The 15,833-nt window shown below is 63.6% G+C and carries 4 protein-coding genes and 1 pseudogene; 4 read left to right on the top strand and 1 reads right to left on the bottom strand.

All coding sequences use genetic code 11. The annotated features are described in order from the left end of the window. Nucleotides 1-250: 250 nt before the first annotated feature. Nucleotides 251-11,197 (bottom strand): annotated as a pseudogene (locus tag J9893_RS21790) (retention module-containing protein). Between the two features lie 739 nt (nt 11,198-11,936). On the opposite strand from J9893_RS21790, the gene nrfA reads away from it, so the two are divergent. The 4 genes from nrfA (at nt 11,937) to nrfD (ending at nt 15,769) form a co-directional block, all read left to right on the top strand. Beyond that, nucleotides 11,937-13,379, top strand: a complete 1,443-nt coding sequence (gene nrfA, locus J9893_RS17745; RefSeq protein WP_210599940.1) for an ammonia-forming nitrite reductase cytochrome c552 subunit — start codon at nt 11,937-11,939, stop codon at nt 13,377-13,379. Nucleotides 13,380-13,430: 51 nt separating this feature from the next. Next, on the top strand, nt 13,431-14,057 hold the full coding sequence (gene nrfB / locus J9893_RS17750) for a cytochrome c nitrite reductase pentaheme subunit (protein WP_210599939.1): 627 nt from the start codon (nt 13,431-13,433) through the stop codon (nt 14,055-14,057). Continuing rightward, a complete protein-coding gene (gene nrfC, locus J9893_RS17755) occupies nt 14,054-14,728 on the top strand; it encodes a cytochrome c nitrite reductase Fe-S protein (RefSeq protein WP_201996961.1) in 675 nt (224 codons plus the stop codon). Before nrfB ends, nrfC begins: the two co-directional genes overlap by 4 nt. An 87-nt stretch (nt 14,729-14,815) precedes the next feature. Beyond that, complete coding sequence (gene nrfD / locus J9893_RS17760; RefSeq protein WP_202041657.1) at nt 14,816-15,769, top strand: cytochrome c nitrite reductase subunit NrfD; 954 nt, start codon at nt 14,816-14,818, stop codon at nt 15,767-15,769. Nucleotides 15,770-15,833: the final 64 nt, after the last annotated feature.

Raw genomic sequence — 15,833 nt, forward strand, 5'->3', positions numbered from 1 at the left:
AATGCCTGCGCCCCCTCTGGCCGGCATTGACCGGGATCGGCGCGGCAAGGCCCTGACACCGCCCGGGCAGCCCGATGGGAGGCCCGGACGGCGAACCTTTTGGTTGTTTGAACCACCCACACAGTGAAAAGCAACAACACCCACCCCGTTAAAATCCATCTCCCATTACCACCACCAGAAAACATCAAGCCAGCATATTCAGCCAAAAAAAGAGCCGGCATTCGCCGGCTCTTTGCATCATCTCACCCCATCAGGGGTGCTGGATGATCAGGCTGTGCTGATCCAGCATGGATTGCAGGATGTCGTGAGAGGAGGAGCCGCTCAGGTTCCAGCCACTCAGATCCACGTCCTTCAGGGTGATCTGCTGGGTGACATTGCCATCCCCCGCCGGGGAGACCGACAGGCTCACGTCACTCAGGCCATTGCCGGTGCTGGTCACCGATGCCTGGAGATGACCCAGCAGGCCATCCACGCTGTTGTCGGTCACCCCCTTGAGCAGGTCCGCCAGATCGATCCTGTCCCCCTCCTGGGGACGGAAGTCGGTGATGGTGTCTATCGCTGGAGAGGCCGTCGTCCCCTCGTCACCACTGCCCCACACGAAGAGATCGCTGCCGCCGCCACCGGTCAGGATGTCGTTGCCCTGACCGCCCCGCAGCACATCATCCCCCATGCCGCCCAGGAGGCGATCATTGCCGGAGGAGCCGAACAGCCAGTCCCCCTGATCCGAGCCCAGCAGATCGTGGCCGCTCTGGCTGTGGATGGTGATGGTCTCCGTGGCCGAGCTCAGGGTGCCGCCACCCAGGCTGGATTCGGCACTCAGGGTGAGGGCATGATCCCCCGCCGGCAGATCCTTGAGGTAGATGGGCACGGACTGGTCCATCGGCAGCAACCAGTCGTTGCCATCCGCGTGGCCGACGCTCTGGCCGTGCTCGTCCACCACCTGGGCGTTGCCGAGGTTCTGGATCCGCACCGACAGCTCGCCCGGGGCCGGATTGACCACGCTGGCGCTGAGGTTGAGCGGCACCCAGGCCCCTTGCAGCGCAAGGATATCGTGGGTGCCGACCCCCAGTTGGGGATCGTCCGGCTCGGCCGTCACCTGGATGGCAATCTGGGCACTGTCGGTCAGGACGCCACCGGCGCCGGTATTGCCCTGATCCGAGGTGGTGATGCTCAGGTTGTCCTGACCCCAGAAGTCCCTGGCTGGCTCGTAGTGCAGGTTGCCTGCCAGCAGGCCGTTGAGATCATCGAGCGACCCGACCAGGGTCACCACGCTGGTCCCCGCCCCCTGCACCGAGACGGCCCCTGCCGCCCCCAGCAGGGTCAGCACACCGTGCTCCACCCGCAGCACCATGGAGATGGGCGCACTGCCCGCATCCACGTCCTTCACGCTGATCCCGGTGAGCGACAGGGAGCCATCCTCTTTCACCTGCAATGAGCCCGGCACCTGGGTGACAGGGGCATCATTGACCGGCTCGACCTCGATGGGCAGCACGTTGGTATCGCTCAGAGGGCCACCGCTGCCGGTGTTGCCAAGATCATTGGTCACCATGGTCAGGGCATCCTGGCCATTGAAGTCCTGCTCGCCCTGATAGGTCACGCCCCCTGCGAGCAAGGCATTGATGGCATCCTGGGAACCGCTCAGCACCAGGGTGTTGCTGCCGCTGCCGCTCACCGTCACGCCACTGCCCGCCGCCAGTTCCAGGGTACCGTGCAGCACGGAGAGGGTGACAGAGAGGGGGCTGTTGCCCGCATCCACATCGCTCACCTGCAGCCCGTGAATGGTGAAGGGCTGATCTTCCTGCGCCACCTGGGGCGTCGTTGGCAGCTGGTTGACGGGAGCATCGTTGACCGGTTGTACCTGGATGGGCAGCACATCGGTGTCACTCAGGGCGCCACCGCTGCCGGTGTTGCCCCGATCGTCCGTCACCATGGTCAAGGCGTCATTGCCATGGAAGTCCGGGTCGCCCTGATAGGTGACGCCGCCCGAAAGCAGGGCATTGAGATCCGCCAGGGTGCCGGTCAGCACCACATCGCCGGTGCCGTTGCCGGTCAGGGTCACACCGCTCCCGGCCGGCAGGGTCAGGGTGCCGTGCTCCACCGAGAGGCGCACTTCCATGATGCCGTTGCCCGCATCCACGTCCTTGACCTGCAGACCCTGGATGACGAACGGCTCGTCCTCCTGGGCCACCTGGGGATCATCGGGCAGCACGTTGACGGGGGCGTCGTTGACCGGGCTCACATCGAGATGGATAGTGCCGTTCACTTCGGGGCCGAGGGCGCCGTTGTCCAGGCTCTGGGCCGTCACCTTGATCGCCATGGCGCCGTTGGCGTCGTTGGTCACCAGCTCCACCGCGTCGAGCTTGCCCCCATCCGTGGTGACCTGCCAGCGGCCACCGCCGAGATCCACCACGGTGCCGCTCACCCCGCTCGGCAGGCGGATTTCTGCCCCGTCCGGCACCCCTTCCAGGGTGACGCGCACCTGCTCGGGCCCGTTCTCGTGCACATTGCCGGCATTGCCGCCGGTAGCCTGGGTATCCCGGGTCTCCACCCCCAGGTTCAGGGTGATCACATCCCCTTCGGTGCCGCTCGCCTGCTCCTGCATGTCGGTGATGACCGCATCCCCCACCGGATTGACGGTGACGGTGAAGCCCGCACTGGTTTCAAGGGGCAAGGTCAGCCCTTTGTCCAGAGTGAAGGCGCTCAGGGTCAGACTCACGGTGCCGCTGAAGTCCGCAGGCGGGATCAGGGTCAGCTTGGAGAAGTCGGTGCCCACAGGCACCTGCCACACCCCACCGCCGTTGTTGACCGCCGGGGCGGACAGGGTGAAGCCATCCGGCACCCCCTTGATCTGCAACCCGACGATCTGCTCGGAGCCATCGTTGTCGATGAGGCTGGCCCCCAGCCCCCCCAGGCTCACGCTGCCATCTTCCTGGCCCGTGACGTTCTGGACCGTGAGGTTGGCCGGATCGTTCACCGGCAGCACCTCGAAGTTCACGTTGCCGCTCCAGCTCCCCCGATCCGTGCCCGTGGTGGCGGTATCGAGAATATCCACCGTCACCGCCAGCGGCACCTTGCCGCTGAAGTGTTCTTTGGGCACGAACACCAGATCCTTGAGGTCCGCCGGGTCGTTCACCGTGAGGGTGGAGACCGGCTGGCCGTTCTTGTCGAGGAAGTGACCATATTGGGGATCCACGGTCACGACCACCCGCTCCACGGTCTCGAGACCGCCATCGGCCACCGAGGGGCTGATGTCAGCGAGCTTGACCGAGAGATCGAGATGAATGTCGGTGTCTTCCAGGTTGTCAGGCTGGCCGTCGCCGTTTATGTCCTTCACGTTCAGTTGCAGCTCGGGCAGGCCGTCCGCCCTGCCGTTGATGTCCACCTCCGGGGTGATGGAGAGGGTGACGTCCTTCTCCACCATCTTGGTGTCACCGCTCACGGTGTCGGTGTTGACCAGGCGCACATTGAAGTGCAGGCCGTCACCGGCATAGTCTTGCGGCAGGGTCAGGGTCAGGCGGTCGAGATCATCGAGGCCACCCGGCAGCTTGATGAGGTACTCGCCGTTGACAAAGTCGAAGGTGAGCCCCTGCACGTTGACGCCCGGGGGGAGACCAGTGATGACGATGCTGAGCTCGTCGTTCCCGCTGTCCGCCGTGCCCAGGGTCACCATCTGCTTGAGCTGGCTGCCGAAGTTGACGCCGTGATCCTCCACCCCGGTGATGGGGGTACTGTTGTCAAAATCGACATCGGCGGCCACCTGACCCGAGTGGGTCGCGCCATGGAAGTCGGCGCTGGCGGTGATCTCCCGATAGGCCGGGGCGCTCACATCCCCCTCGTTGTTGTCGCCAAGGTCGACCACCCTGGCGCTCACCTTGAAGGTGACGGTGCCGGTGAAGCCATCCGGCGAGCGCAAGGCATAACTGCCGAGGGCGTCGTGGGGCACGGTCCAGTTGCCCTGGCCGTCGTTGATCCCCCCCACCACCACGAAGCCGGGGGGCAGATCGCTGATCACCAGGTAGTCGATGACCTCATCGCTGCTGGGGTCCAGATCCTCGAACACGAAGACGCCGTCCAGCGGGATGTCGTGCCCGTCCGGGCTCTCCAGCTGACCGGTCTGCACCAGGTTGGCATCGGGCTCCACCACCGCCTGGATATCCACATGCAGGGTGCCGTCGATCACCTTCTGGGCAGTGGCGCTGGAGTCCACATCCACTTGTGTCACCGTGACATGGCTCTGGAGGGTGGTGTCCCTGTCGCTGTCTTCGGGCCCTTTCACCAGCAGCTGGCCACCGCCGAGCAGGCTTTGCAGCTCGGCGTCGCTCAAGTCCACGGCGCCGCCGCTCACGGTCAGCTGGGTCTCGACCCCACCCACGCGGATCCAGACTTCATACCCGGGTTCGATACCGGAGAGGCTGAGGTGGGTCACCTTCTCGGCGCCGTCGGTCAGGTCAGGCTGCCAGTCGAGGACGGTGAACTGATCCTCTAGGCCATGGCTGGTCTTGGCATAGTCGGTGGCGTCGATGGCCGGCTCCACCTTGATGGTGAGGGGCACGTCGAAACTCTTGTGGTCGCCGTCATTCTCGGTCACCACCACGTGGCCGACCAAGTGCAGATCGGCGGTGCTGTTGGGGGGCGGCTGGATCTGCAGGTTGCCAAGGCTGGTCACATCCACCTGATAGAGGGGATTGCCCTTGCCATCGAGCCCGGCGAAGGTCAGGGTCAGCTCCTTGCCACTGCCGTCGAATACCTTGGCCCCTTCCGGCAGCCCTTCCAGCACCAGGTTGAGGGTTTCCGAGTGATCGAGCGGGGTATCCGTCCACTCCCCCGAGGTGAGCTTGAAGTCCAGCGGTGCCCGGCCATCCTCCTGGATGGTGATGCTGTAGCCGTTGCCATCCTGGGTCCAGTCGGTGGTATTGAGATCGAAATGGGGTTCATCCACTACCCCCACCAGATCCACGTGCAGGCTCTGGCTGCCGGTCTCCTTCTCGTTCACCACGGTGTGGGTCTGGTCGCTGGCATCGGTCAGGATGGCGGTGTCCTTCACCACCCCCTTGATGGTGAGATCGAAATCGACGTTGCTGTTTTTGGGCGGCAGCAGCTTGAGGTCATTGATGCGGTCATAGGGCACCTCGTAATAGCCGTTGGCATCCAGGGTGACCGCCACCCCGCCCAGCAGCAGGGTGGCACCGGCGGGCAGGCCGCTGATGCGCACGAACAGCTGCTCGGAGCCATCCGTGGTGTCTCCCAGATGGGCGAGCCCAATCTTGCTGCCCAGATCGATCAGGGTATCTTCCTTGCCCTGGATCTCGCGCACCGTCAGCTTGGCGTCGTCCGCCAGCGGGTTTACGTTGACAATCACCTCCAGCGGATCGCCGAGGGCCGTCTCCTTGCCGGTCACCACCGGGTCTTCTCCGTGCTCACCGGGGTCACAATGAGCTTGATGTCACCGCTGTAGTCCTTGCCGGGCACCACCGTCACCTTGTTGATGTCGCCACCAGCCACCGTATAGAGGCCGTTCGCCCCCGGGGTGAGCACCTTGCCGTTCAGGGTCAGCGTGCCCTGGCCGGACGCCCATTTGATCTGGTAGCTCAGGGTCTCGGAGCCGTCCGTATCGGTGAGGCCCGCCTTGACGTTGAGGGCGATGCCGCTGCTGTCCTCGTCCGCGGTGTAGTGCTGGTGCGTGTTGCCCGCATCCCACAGGGGTTTGTCGGCAATGCCCTGCACCGTGATGTCCAGATTGCCGGTCAGCACCGGGGGCTTGCTCCCCTCGGTGACCCCCACCTGCAACTGCACCGGGAAGCGCAGCGCAGCGCCTCCGTTGTTGTAGCTCGAGTAGTCGTGGTTTGGCACAAAAGTGACACCGGTGAGCTGGAACTTGTCATCGGTGTTGGCCACCGCCACCATGGCCGCGGGCGGCACCTCATACCAGGTCTTGCCCCCCTGGGTGATGGTGGTCAGTGCGACGCCGTTGAAATAGAAGGTGCCCTGGGCGTTGGCTGGCGCCTGGATAAGCAACTGCTCCACATGCCCGCCTCGTCCCGGATGGTCAGGGTCAGAAGACCGTCGTCGGTATCTCCGTCGCCATCCACCAGGTGGAAGCCTATCTGCTGTACCAGGGTGCTGTTGCTGTGATCGATGCCCGATTTGGCGGTGAAGCTGTAGTCACCCTCGGCATTGATCACCAGGGTACCGATGATCTGCCCCGTGCCGTCCGTCACCGAGATGGTGGTGTTGCCCGTGGCGGCGATGGGGTGCTCGGTGCCATTGATGGTCACCGCTCTCACCACCGCATCATCCGCCCCCTCGCTGGCAGTGGCCAGCAGATCGCCGGTCACTTTCGCCCCTTCATTCAGGGTCTTGCTCGCGTCCACGGCCACGGGCACGTCGTCCTGCACGCTCACATGGCCGATCACTTCGGCACTCAGATCCCCGTCACTGTCCCGTGCCTGCAAGGGCAGCTGGATATCCAGCAGATCCTTGCCCTGGACGCTGTGATCCAGGTTGCCGGTCAGCTCGAAGGTGTAGCGGCCGGACACATCCAGGGTCAGCTTGAAGATGAGCTTGCCTGCGCTGTCCTTGCCAAGGTAGACACCCGGCTGGCTGTCTGCCCCTATGGTGACCGCCTTGCCCCCCGACGTCAGGGTATTGAGGGCGTTGAAGCGGGCCACATCCAGTTGCAGGGAAACCACCCGGTCACTCCCGGCGGCGATCGTCACCTGGCCGATGGCAACCTCTCCCGTGCCTGACGGGCTGGTGCCTCCATGCTGGCCACTGCCCCCGTTGAGGTCTGACTCCTTGACGGTCACCCCCTCGATGGCGGTGATCACGGGATCCGCCGCATCGGTGATCACCGCCGTGGTGCTGCCGGTGATCACACTGCCGTCGCTGTCGGTCACCTTCACCGGCAGGCTCAGGTTGAGCTTGTCGTCGGCACCGTGATCCAGGTTGGTGTGTACCGTCACCTGGTAATCGAGGGTTGCCTGGGTGTGGGCTTCGATGCGCCCCGGCACGCTCGGCAGGGTCACCGTCAGCACCAGGGTGCCGCTCGCAGTCACTGCCTGGAAGCTGTGGCCGTTGCTGCCCGCCACCTCTTGCCAGGTGAGGGTCTCACCGTTGTGGGTGATGGCCTTGCCACTCCCATCCACGACTTGGCCCGAGAGGGTCAGCCGCACGTCCACCACGGGATCGGAGTCCGCCGTGATGGTCAGGGTGCCGGTGGCATGCTGATCATCGCCGGTCTGGTTGTTGCCGGCGCCATCGAAGCGCCCTTCACTCACCGTCACACCGGTCAGGTTGAGGGTCGGTTTGTCCCCTTCCGAAATGCGGATGGTGAGGGTACCCGTGGTGCTGTCGTTGTTGCCGCTGCCCTTGTCGCTGTCGACGATGTTGAGCTTGAACGGCAGGTCGGTGGCGTTGCCACCGCTCTGGTGCACCCCCTGATAGAGGGTCACCTTGTAGTCAAAATCGTTGCTGGCGGCGTTGTCCAGCTTGCCCACCAGTTCGACCTGAAGCACCTCGACGCGCTGGCCATTGACTTCCACATAGCCCTTCAGCACCTGGTTGCCCGGGATGCTGGCATCGCCGTCCACCAGCTCGTATTTGACGCTCTGGCCCAGGGCGGTCAGGGCCGGCTGCTCGCTGATGTCGGCAAACGACACCTCGCTCACCCGATCCGAGCCCGCATTGATCTGGAAGTGGCCGGTGCCGGTCAGAGTATTGCTGCCGTCGAGCCCACGCTCATCCAGGCTCACCCCGCTGCCCGCCACGAAGTGCGGCGCATGGCCATCCTTGATGGTGAGCGGCAAGTCGGTGGAGACCCTGTCTCCGTCCTTGTCGGTCAGGGTGACGGTGAGCGGCAGGTCGAGGGATTCGCTGCCCTGGTGATCCAGCTCGCCGCTCAAGGTCACCTTGGCGGTGACGCTCCAGTCGCCGTTGCTCTCCACCAGATCCAGCTCGGCGCGCAGCACCTCGCGACCGTCGGCGCTGGTGCCCACCAGTTCGCCGTTGGTGTCCAGAGTGAAGGTGACCGGACTGCCGTGGCTGCTGAATTTGCCATGCAGACTGCTCTGGATGGCCGCGATATCGAACTTCAGGCTGCTCGCATCGAGCGCGTCCGAGCCGTGGCTCACGGTGAAGCTCATATGGCCCACCACGGCGGCAGCGCCCTGGTTGGCCTCGGTCAGGCTGGTGCCGGTCACGGCGCTGATCACCGGGTCGGCACCATCGCCGATGGCAACGCTCAAGGTGGAGGAGACTTTATCTCCGTCACTGTCGGTCAGGGTAAAGCCCGCCTTGAGCAGGCTGTCTGCGCTTCCCTGATCCAGCGGCTGGTTCAGGGTAAAGACATAGTGACCGTTCTGATCCAGCGTCAACGTGAAGACGTTCTGGCCGTTGACGGCGCCGCTGATGCTGTTGCCGCTGATGGTGATGACCACGGGCTGGCCGCCGCTGGTGAGCCCTTGCAGGCCGGGCTGGCTGGCATCGAATGCGATGTTGACCAGGGGATCGGCCCCGGCGGTGATGGCCAGATCCCCGGTGAGGGTCTGGGCTGCGCTCCAGTCGCTGTCCTCCACCAGGGTGAGGGAGACGGGGTCGACCTGGGGCAGCACGCCGTCGGTGATATGAATATTGAGGGTGCCAAGGTTGCTCTTGTCCCCTTCAAAGTCGGTGCCTTGCACCTGCAGCCCCAGGTTGACGCTGTTGGTGCTGACCGGTTGATCCAGCACGCCGTCGAGCGCCACCTGGTACTTGCCATCCAGCCCCAGGGTCACGGTCAGAATGGTCTTGCCGCCCGCATCCAGCAGGGTGATGACGTTGCCGTTGACCTGATAGTGAGTCGGCTGGCCGCCGCTGGTGAGGCCATTCAGGCCGGGCTGGTTCGCCTCGAAATTGAGCGACACCAGGCGATCGCTGCCCACGCTCACCGGCAACTGGCCATCCAGGGTCTGGCCAGAGGCCCCCTCCTGCAAGGTGACCCCGCTGTCGATGCCAAGGCGGGGATCCACACCGTCGCTGATGGAGACAACCAGATCGGCGCGGGTCTCGTCGCCGTCGATCTCCTTGGCGGAAACGGTGAGCCCGAGGGAGAGCTGGTCGCTGCCCTCATGGTCCAGAGGCCCATTGAGGGAGACGGTGACATTGCCGTCGATATCACTGCCATGTTGGCTGGCGGTCAGCTCGGCCTTCAGCACCTCGACCCGCTTGCCATTCCCATCCAGGTAATAACCCGTCAGCAGGCGATCACCGGTGAATTCGAAGGTCAAGGCGTGGCCGTCGCTGCTGATACCGCTGCCGTTGAGACGGGCCAGGGTTGCACTCTGATCCGCGAAGACGGCACTTGTTGCCACCAAGGGATCGGACTGATGGCCCACTACGAACTGGCTCTGTCCCACCACCGCCGCCGGATTGGTGAAATCATCCTCCGTGAGGCTGATGGGGGCGATGGTGAAGTCCGGCGGTGTGCTGTCCACCAGGTTGACGGTGAGATTGGCGCTCACCCGATCCCCGTCGCTGTCGCGGTACTCCAGGGCAAAGGGCAGGCTCAGGCTATCCTGGCCGTGATCCAGGCTCTGGTTCCAGACGATGCGATAGCTGCCGTCGTTGGCCAGGGTCAGGGTGAGACGGTCACGCCCCCCGCGCTGGCGGTGAGGGTCTGGCCGCTGACCTGGTAGGCGAGCGCCGTCCCGTGGCTGGTCAAGCTAAGCTGATTGAGGGCACCTTGATCGGCGGCAAAACTCACCTGCAGGTTGCCATCAAGCCCGGCTCCGGTGTGCAGGGATCCGGTGGCACTCACCGGCCCCTTGGCGAGATCCGCCTCGGAGAGGGTCAGGGTATCGCTCTGACCGATGAGGGGAGCCCCGTCGATCACCCGGTTGCCCGCCAGATCCGTCACCTCGGCGCGTACCTCGTAGGGGCCCTGGATGCTGGAGAGATCCAGGCCTCCCAGTTGCCAGCGGCCGTCACTGCCCACCAGGGCACTGCCGCTGAAGAGGGTCTGGCCATTCTGGCCAATCAGGGTGATGGTCACCCGCTGCCCCGCCTCCACGTCCGTGGTACTGCCGCTCAGGGTGACCTTGTCATGGCCGAGGATGCTGTCGGTATCGAGATCGTCGATGTCGATGGCGGCACGGGTATCCACCGTCACCGTCAGGGTGTCGCTGGCCCGGTTGCCCGCGATGTCCACCGCATCGACGCGAAAATCATGGGCGCCATCGGCCAGGGTATCGGGGATCTGATATTGCCAGTTGCCGTTGCCATCCACGGTGAGCACGGCCATCACCTTGCCTTCCAGGGTCAGGGTAACGGTAGCGCCAGGCTCCCCCTTCCCTTGCAGCAGCGGTGTGGTGTCGCGGGTCAGGTCATCGGTCTGGCTGGTGCCGGTGTCGCTCTCGTCCGCCAAATCCAGAGTAATGGTGGTGATGGTGTCGAGCAGGGTCTGGCCGGTGTCGCTGGCCCGGTTGCCAGCCGCATCCTGGGTATCGGCCTGGATGGTCAGGGGGCCGTCCACCAGCTTGCCGGTGACGTCGCCGAAGTTTGCCTCCCAGACGAAGCCGGGCAGCACCACTGTGGTGGTGGTCAGGCGGTTGCCATCCTGATCTATCAGGGTGACGGTGACGGTCTGGCCGACTTCCACATCCTCGACAAAGCCGCGGATGATGACGCCGGTCGCCTCGTCGGCATTGATGATGTTGTCGTCGGTCTGGGGCTCTGTGATGGTGATGGCCGCCAGCAGATCCTGATCTTCGGCATAGAGCAGCTCGTCGCCCGGCTGACGCGCCTCATGACCGGTGTCAAACCCCGCATCGGCCAGGGTGTACTCACTGTTGAGATCTACCACCACGAAACCGCCGGCGCTGGAGCCGACCACACCGCCAGCGGTGCCCGCGCCCGGATTACCGGCGGCCGTCTCTGCAAACAGCTCGGTTGGGTCGGCCCCCTGACGGATGGCCTCCTGCAGGCTCGCCAGCTCGGCATCGGCACCGGCGGGCAGTGCCGCCTCGGGCTGGGCGGGCTCGGGGCGCTCGCCGCCAGCCTCGACCAGCTCGACATGCCCGTTGGATCCGCTGACCAGGCGCGTTCCCGGCTCCAGTTGCATGCCAGGGGTGGCAGGGCGCTGGGCGCCGTCAGCATCCATTACAAAAACGGTGCCTTCCACTTTGGCAATAAGAGTCGGTTTCTCGATTCGCAGCTCGGTCATACATCCTCCAACGGGTAAACACTGACTTCCCAGCACATGAAGCTTAATAAGGAAAGTCGCCGTGACAGATGGCTATTTTACCGCCAGCAACCCAGCACAACACTTCTCCATTTTCGATAATATCGAAAGCAAACTCTATTAAACCTCCTATTAAATTCACTTAAACACTGAGAATTTGATTGCAGGCAGACAGAAAAACCTTTTCCCGCCCATTCCGGGCAAAAAACTGGCTCTTCTGGCTCCCAATAGCGCGACAGTTTCTGGCAACCCCTGATTCTCCCGACCCGCCGCACTATTTCAGCAGGCGGGATCTCCCTGACCGGCGCAGGCAAAAAAGTGCATGTGCATTCAGGTATCTACTCTCACCGTCCAGACCGGGCGGGCAGAAAGCCCTCCTCGCGCGCCCCCTGTGCCTTGCTACGCATCCTGTGACGACGCGCTTTCGTCCCCCGTCAGTGGAAAAAGAGAGGCTGTAACCCCGCGATGACGCTCAATAATTCAACCTGGATCGCACTTTTGGGATCCTCCCCCCATGGCAATTGATCTAGCGCAATTCCCGTCGGGATAAATCATTATCCATTTTACCCATTTGGTATTATTCCCTCGATCAATTGCATAAAGTCCAATTTATATGCAGCCATAACAATGGATCGGCCTGCCATGCCCGTCGATGATGAGCACAGATGTCCACACCAAGATGGAACGGTCAGGCCCGACATGGACTTTTTATCTGGGAGTGATGACCGTGGGTTCATATGACAAGCTATTTCGACCAGGGCTGGCGGCCCTGCTGCTGACCGCCCTGCTGGGTACAGGCAGTCTGGCACAGGCAGACGACAGTGCCCCCAAGGGCAAGATCGAGGCGCGCAGCGAGCTGTTCGCCAAGGATCACGCCGATCAGTTCAGCAGCTGGAAGGCCACCGGCGAGAGTCGCGAGCGCACCGATGCCCTGGCGGAAGATCCGCAGATGGTGGTGCTCTGGGCCGGCTACCCCTTCTCCAAGGATTACAACAAACCCCGCGGCCACTTCTATGCCCTGACCGACGTGCGGGAAACCCTGCGTACCGGCGCCCCCAAGACCGCCGAAGACGGTCCGCTGCCCATGGCCTGCTGGAGTTGCAAAGGCCCGGACGTGGCCCGCGTCATCGACGAGAAGGGTGAGGATGGCTACTTCAAGGGGATGTGGGCAAAAGGTGGGCCGGAAATCGTCAACACCATCGGCTGCGCCGACTGCCACGACACCGCCTCGAAAGAGTTCAAGGAGGGCAAACCCGCCCTGCACCTCTCCCGTCCCTATGCTGACCGGGCCATGACCGCCATCGGCAAGCCGTTCAAGGAGCAGGGGCGCTTCGATCAGCAGTCTCAGGTGTGCGGCCAGTGCCACGTGGAGTACTACTTCAGCGGCCCGACCAAGGCGGTGAAATTCCCCTGGGACAAGGGCACCACAGTTGAGCAGATGGAGCAGTATTACGATGAAATAGGCTTTGCCGACTGGACCCATGCCCTCTCCAAGACCCCCATGCTCAAAGCCCAGCACCCCGAGTACGAGACCTGGCGCGCCGGCATTCACGGCCAGAACAACGTCGCCTGCGTCGACTGCCACATGCCCAAGGTGCAGAACGAGCAGGGCAAGGTCTACACGGATCACAAGGTGGGCAACCCCTTCGATCGCTTCGATCAGACCTGCCGCAGCTGCCACACCCAGAGCAAGGAGATGCTGCAAGGGGTGGTCAAGCAGCGCAAGGAGGCCGTCACCGAGATCAAGCTCAAGGTCGAGAAGCAGCTGGTACACGCCCACTTCGAAGCCAAGGCCGCCTGGGATGCCGGCGCCACCGAGGCCGAGATGAAGGACATTCTGCAGGACATCCGTCACGCCCAGTGGCGCTGGGACTTCTCCATCGCCTCCCACGGGGTGCAGATGCACGCCCCGGAAGTGGCGCTGCGCATGCTGGGGACCGCCCTGGACAAGGCAGCCGACGCCCGCACCAAGCTGGCACGCCTCCTGGCCGCCAAGGGGATCAGCCACGAGATCGCCATTCCTGACATCTCCACCAAGGAGAAGGCCCAGGCCGCCCTTGGCATGGACATGAAGCAGATGAACAGCGACAAGGCCCAGTTCCTCAAGACCACTGTCCCCGCCTGGGATGCCGAGGCCAAAGCGGCCGGACGGCTCGCACAATGACGAGGGAGGCGGGCCCGCACAGCCGGGCCTGCCGCCGGATGGAGGCTTCCTATGGGTGATTTAACGATGGATTTCTTACGACTGATGCTGATGGCAGCCATGCTGCTCACCAGCCTGCAGGGCCAGGCGGCCGATGCGGCAACCGCCCCGGCACCGACTACACATGAAGTGGAATTTCTGCGCAGTGCCGACAAGGCTTGCACCGATTGCCACAAGGAGCAGGTCGAAGGCATGCACGGCAAGCACGGCCAGGCGACCAACCCCAACAGCCTGGCGCCGGTCACCTGCACCAACTGCCACGGTCAACCCTCCCCCCAACACCGGGAAGGGGTCAAGGACGTGATGCGCTTTAGCGACAGCTTCAATAACAAACAGAGCACCGAGCGCTACCCCATCGCCGAGCAGAAGAGCACCGAGCGCTACCCCATCGCCGAGCAGAACGGGGTCTGCATGAGCTGTCACGAGCCCAAAGTGCTGCGCGAGGCGCTCTGGGCCCACGACGTGCACGCCACCAAGCTCACCTGCACCAGCTGCCACGCCCTGCACCAGGCCAAGGAGCCCATGGTGGCTATTCCGGAGAAGTCCCGCATCAAGCTCTGCGTCGACTGCCACAGCAAGCAGCATGAGGCCGTCAAGGCGGCCAAGGCGAACACCACCTCGGGCAAGGAGGCACCATGAGCTGCTCTCGCCGTCACTTTATGGCGGGGATGGGCGCGGGGGCCCTCATCATGATGACGGGGGCTGCTCGTGCCACCACCCTCGCCCACAGCCAGACCATCGACGGGATCCGCTACGGCATGATCCACGACGAGACGGCCTGCATCGGCTGTACCGCCTGCATGGATGCCTGCCGGGAGGTGAATCAGGTGCCAGAGGGGGTCTCGCGCCTCGAGATCATCCGCTCCGGCCCCATCGGTGAATTCCCCGATGCCGAGTACCACTTCTTTCGCAAGTCCTGCCAGCACTGCGACAACGCTCCCTGCGTGCATGTCTGCCCGACCGGTGCCTCCCATATCCGCAAGGAGGATGGCATCGTCGACGTCAACCCGGATCTCTGCGTCGGCTGCATGTACTGTCTGGCCGCCTGCCCCTATCAGGTGCGCTTCATCAACCCTGTGACCAAGGTGGCCGACAAGTGCGACTTCTGCCGCAAGACCAACCTGGCGGCGGGCAAGGAGCCGGCCTGCGTGGAATCCTGTCCCACCAAGGCGCTGGTGTTCGGCAATCTGGATGACCCGGACAGCCCCATCGCCACACGGCTGGTGAAGGAGACCACCTATCGCTACAAGCAGGCACTCGGCACCTCGCCCAAGATGTACCGCGTGCCCAAAGGGGAGATAAAGTCATGACGATGCAAGAGGCGTTTCACTTCCCTTCCCTTGTCTGGGGATGTGACCCATCGCCATCTACCGCAGTAACAGAAGGAGGAATGGATCATGTTGCATGACGCATTTCACTTCTCCTCGCTGGTGTGGGACTGGCCGATCGCCATCTATCTCTTCCTGCTCGGCATCTCCGCCGGGGCCACCACCCTCTCGGTGCTGTTGCGCAAGAAGGGGGCCGGCAGCGAGAGCGGCATCATCAAGGCGACCGCCATTCTGGCGCCGGTGAGCGTGGTGCTGGGGTTACTGATCCTTATCTTCCATCTGGCCCGTCCCTGGACCTTCTGGAAGCTGATGTTCCACTACCAGTTCGACTCCGTGATGTCCATGGGGGTCATGCTGTTCCAGCTCTACATGGCGGTGCTGTTCGCCTGGCTGGCGGTGGTGTTCAGAAGCGAGATCGAGACATTGCGCCGTCACCTGCTGCAAGAGAAGTTCGCCTTTGTGGATGGGCTGATCGCTTGGCTGGCACGCGTTGAACAGATCCTGGCACCACTGCTGCTGCTGCTCGCCGTGCTGCTCGGCGCCTATACCGGCTTCCTGCTCTCCGCGCTCAAGACCTATCCGCTGTTGAACAACCCGGTGCTGCCGGTGCTGTTCCTCATCTCCGGCGTCAGCTCCGGCATCGCCTCCACCATCTTGCTGGCGGTCACCCTGTTCAAGGAGAACCATCACAGCCAGGGAGTGAGCTTTGTCCACCGCTTCGAGCGGCCGGTGCTGGCGGTGGAGGTGTTGCTGCTGGTCTGCTTCTTTACCGGCCTCTACTTCGGTGGCGGCCAGAAGGAGGCAGCCATGTGGGCCGCCATCGGCAGCGGCTTCTGGGCCCAGGTGTTCTGGGTGGGCGTGGTGGGGATCGGCATGCTGCTGCCCCAGCTGCTGGCCCTGCTGGCCCCCGCACCGCTGCGGGCCAAGAACGGCTATCTGGTGCTGGTCTGCAGCCTGACCCTGGTGGGGATCCTGCTGCTGCGCTACTTCGTGCTCTATGCCGGCCAGATGACGGTAGTTTAAAGGTATGATCACCAGCGCCAGCCACCCTCGGGTGACTGGCGCTTATTTGTTGCAATGAGTTGTT

The sequence above is a fragment of the Aeromonas sp. MaB10011B genome, assembly GCF_017939325.1.
Classification (GTDB): Bacteria; Pseudomonadota; Gammaproteobacteria; order Enterobacterales; family Aeromonadaceae; genus Aeromonas; species Aeromonas caviae.

Excerpts from the sequence above, each read along its gene's own strand:
- nrfB (WP_210599939.1), top strand. The coding sequence starts at position 13,431 with ATGGGTGATTTAACGATGGATTTCTTACGACTGATGCTGATGGCAGCC.
- nrfD (WP_202041657.1), top strand. The coding sequence starts at position 14,816 with ATGTTGCATGACGCATTTCACTTCTCCTCGCTGGTGTGGGACTGGCCG.
- nrfA (WP_210599940.1), top strand. The coding sequence starts at position 11,937 with ATGACCGTGGGTTCATATGACAAGCTATTTCGACCAGGGCTGGCGGCC.
- nrfC (WP_201996961.1), top strand. The coding sequence starts at position 14,054 with ATGAGCTGCTCTCGCCGTCACTTTATGGCGGGGATGGGCGCGGGGGCC.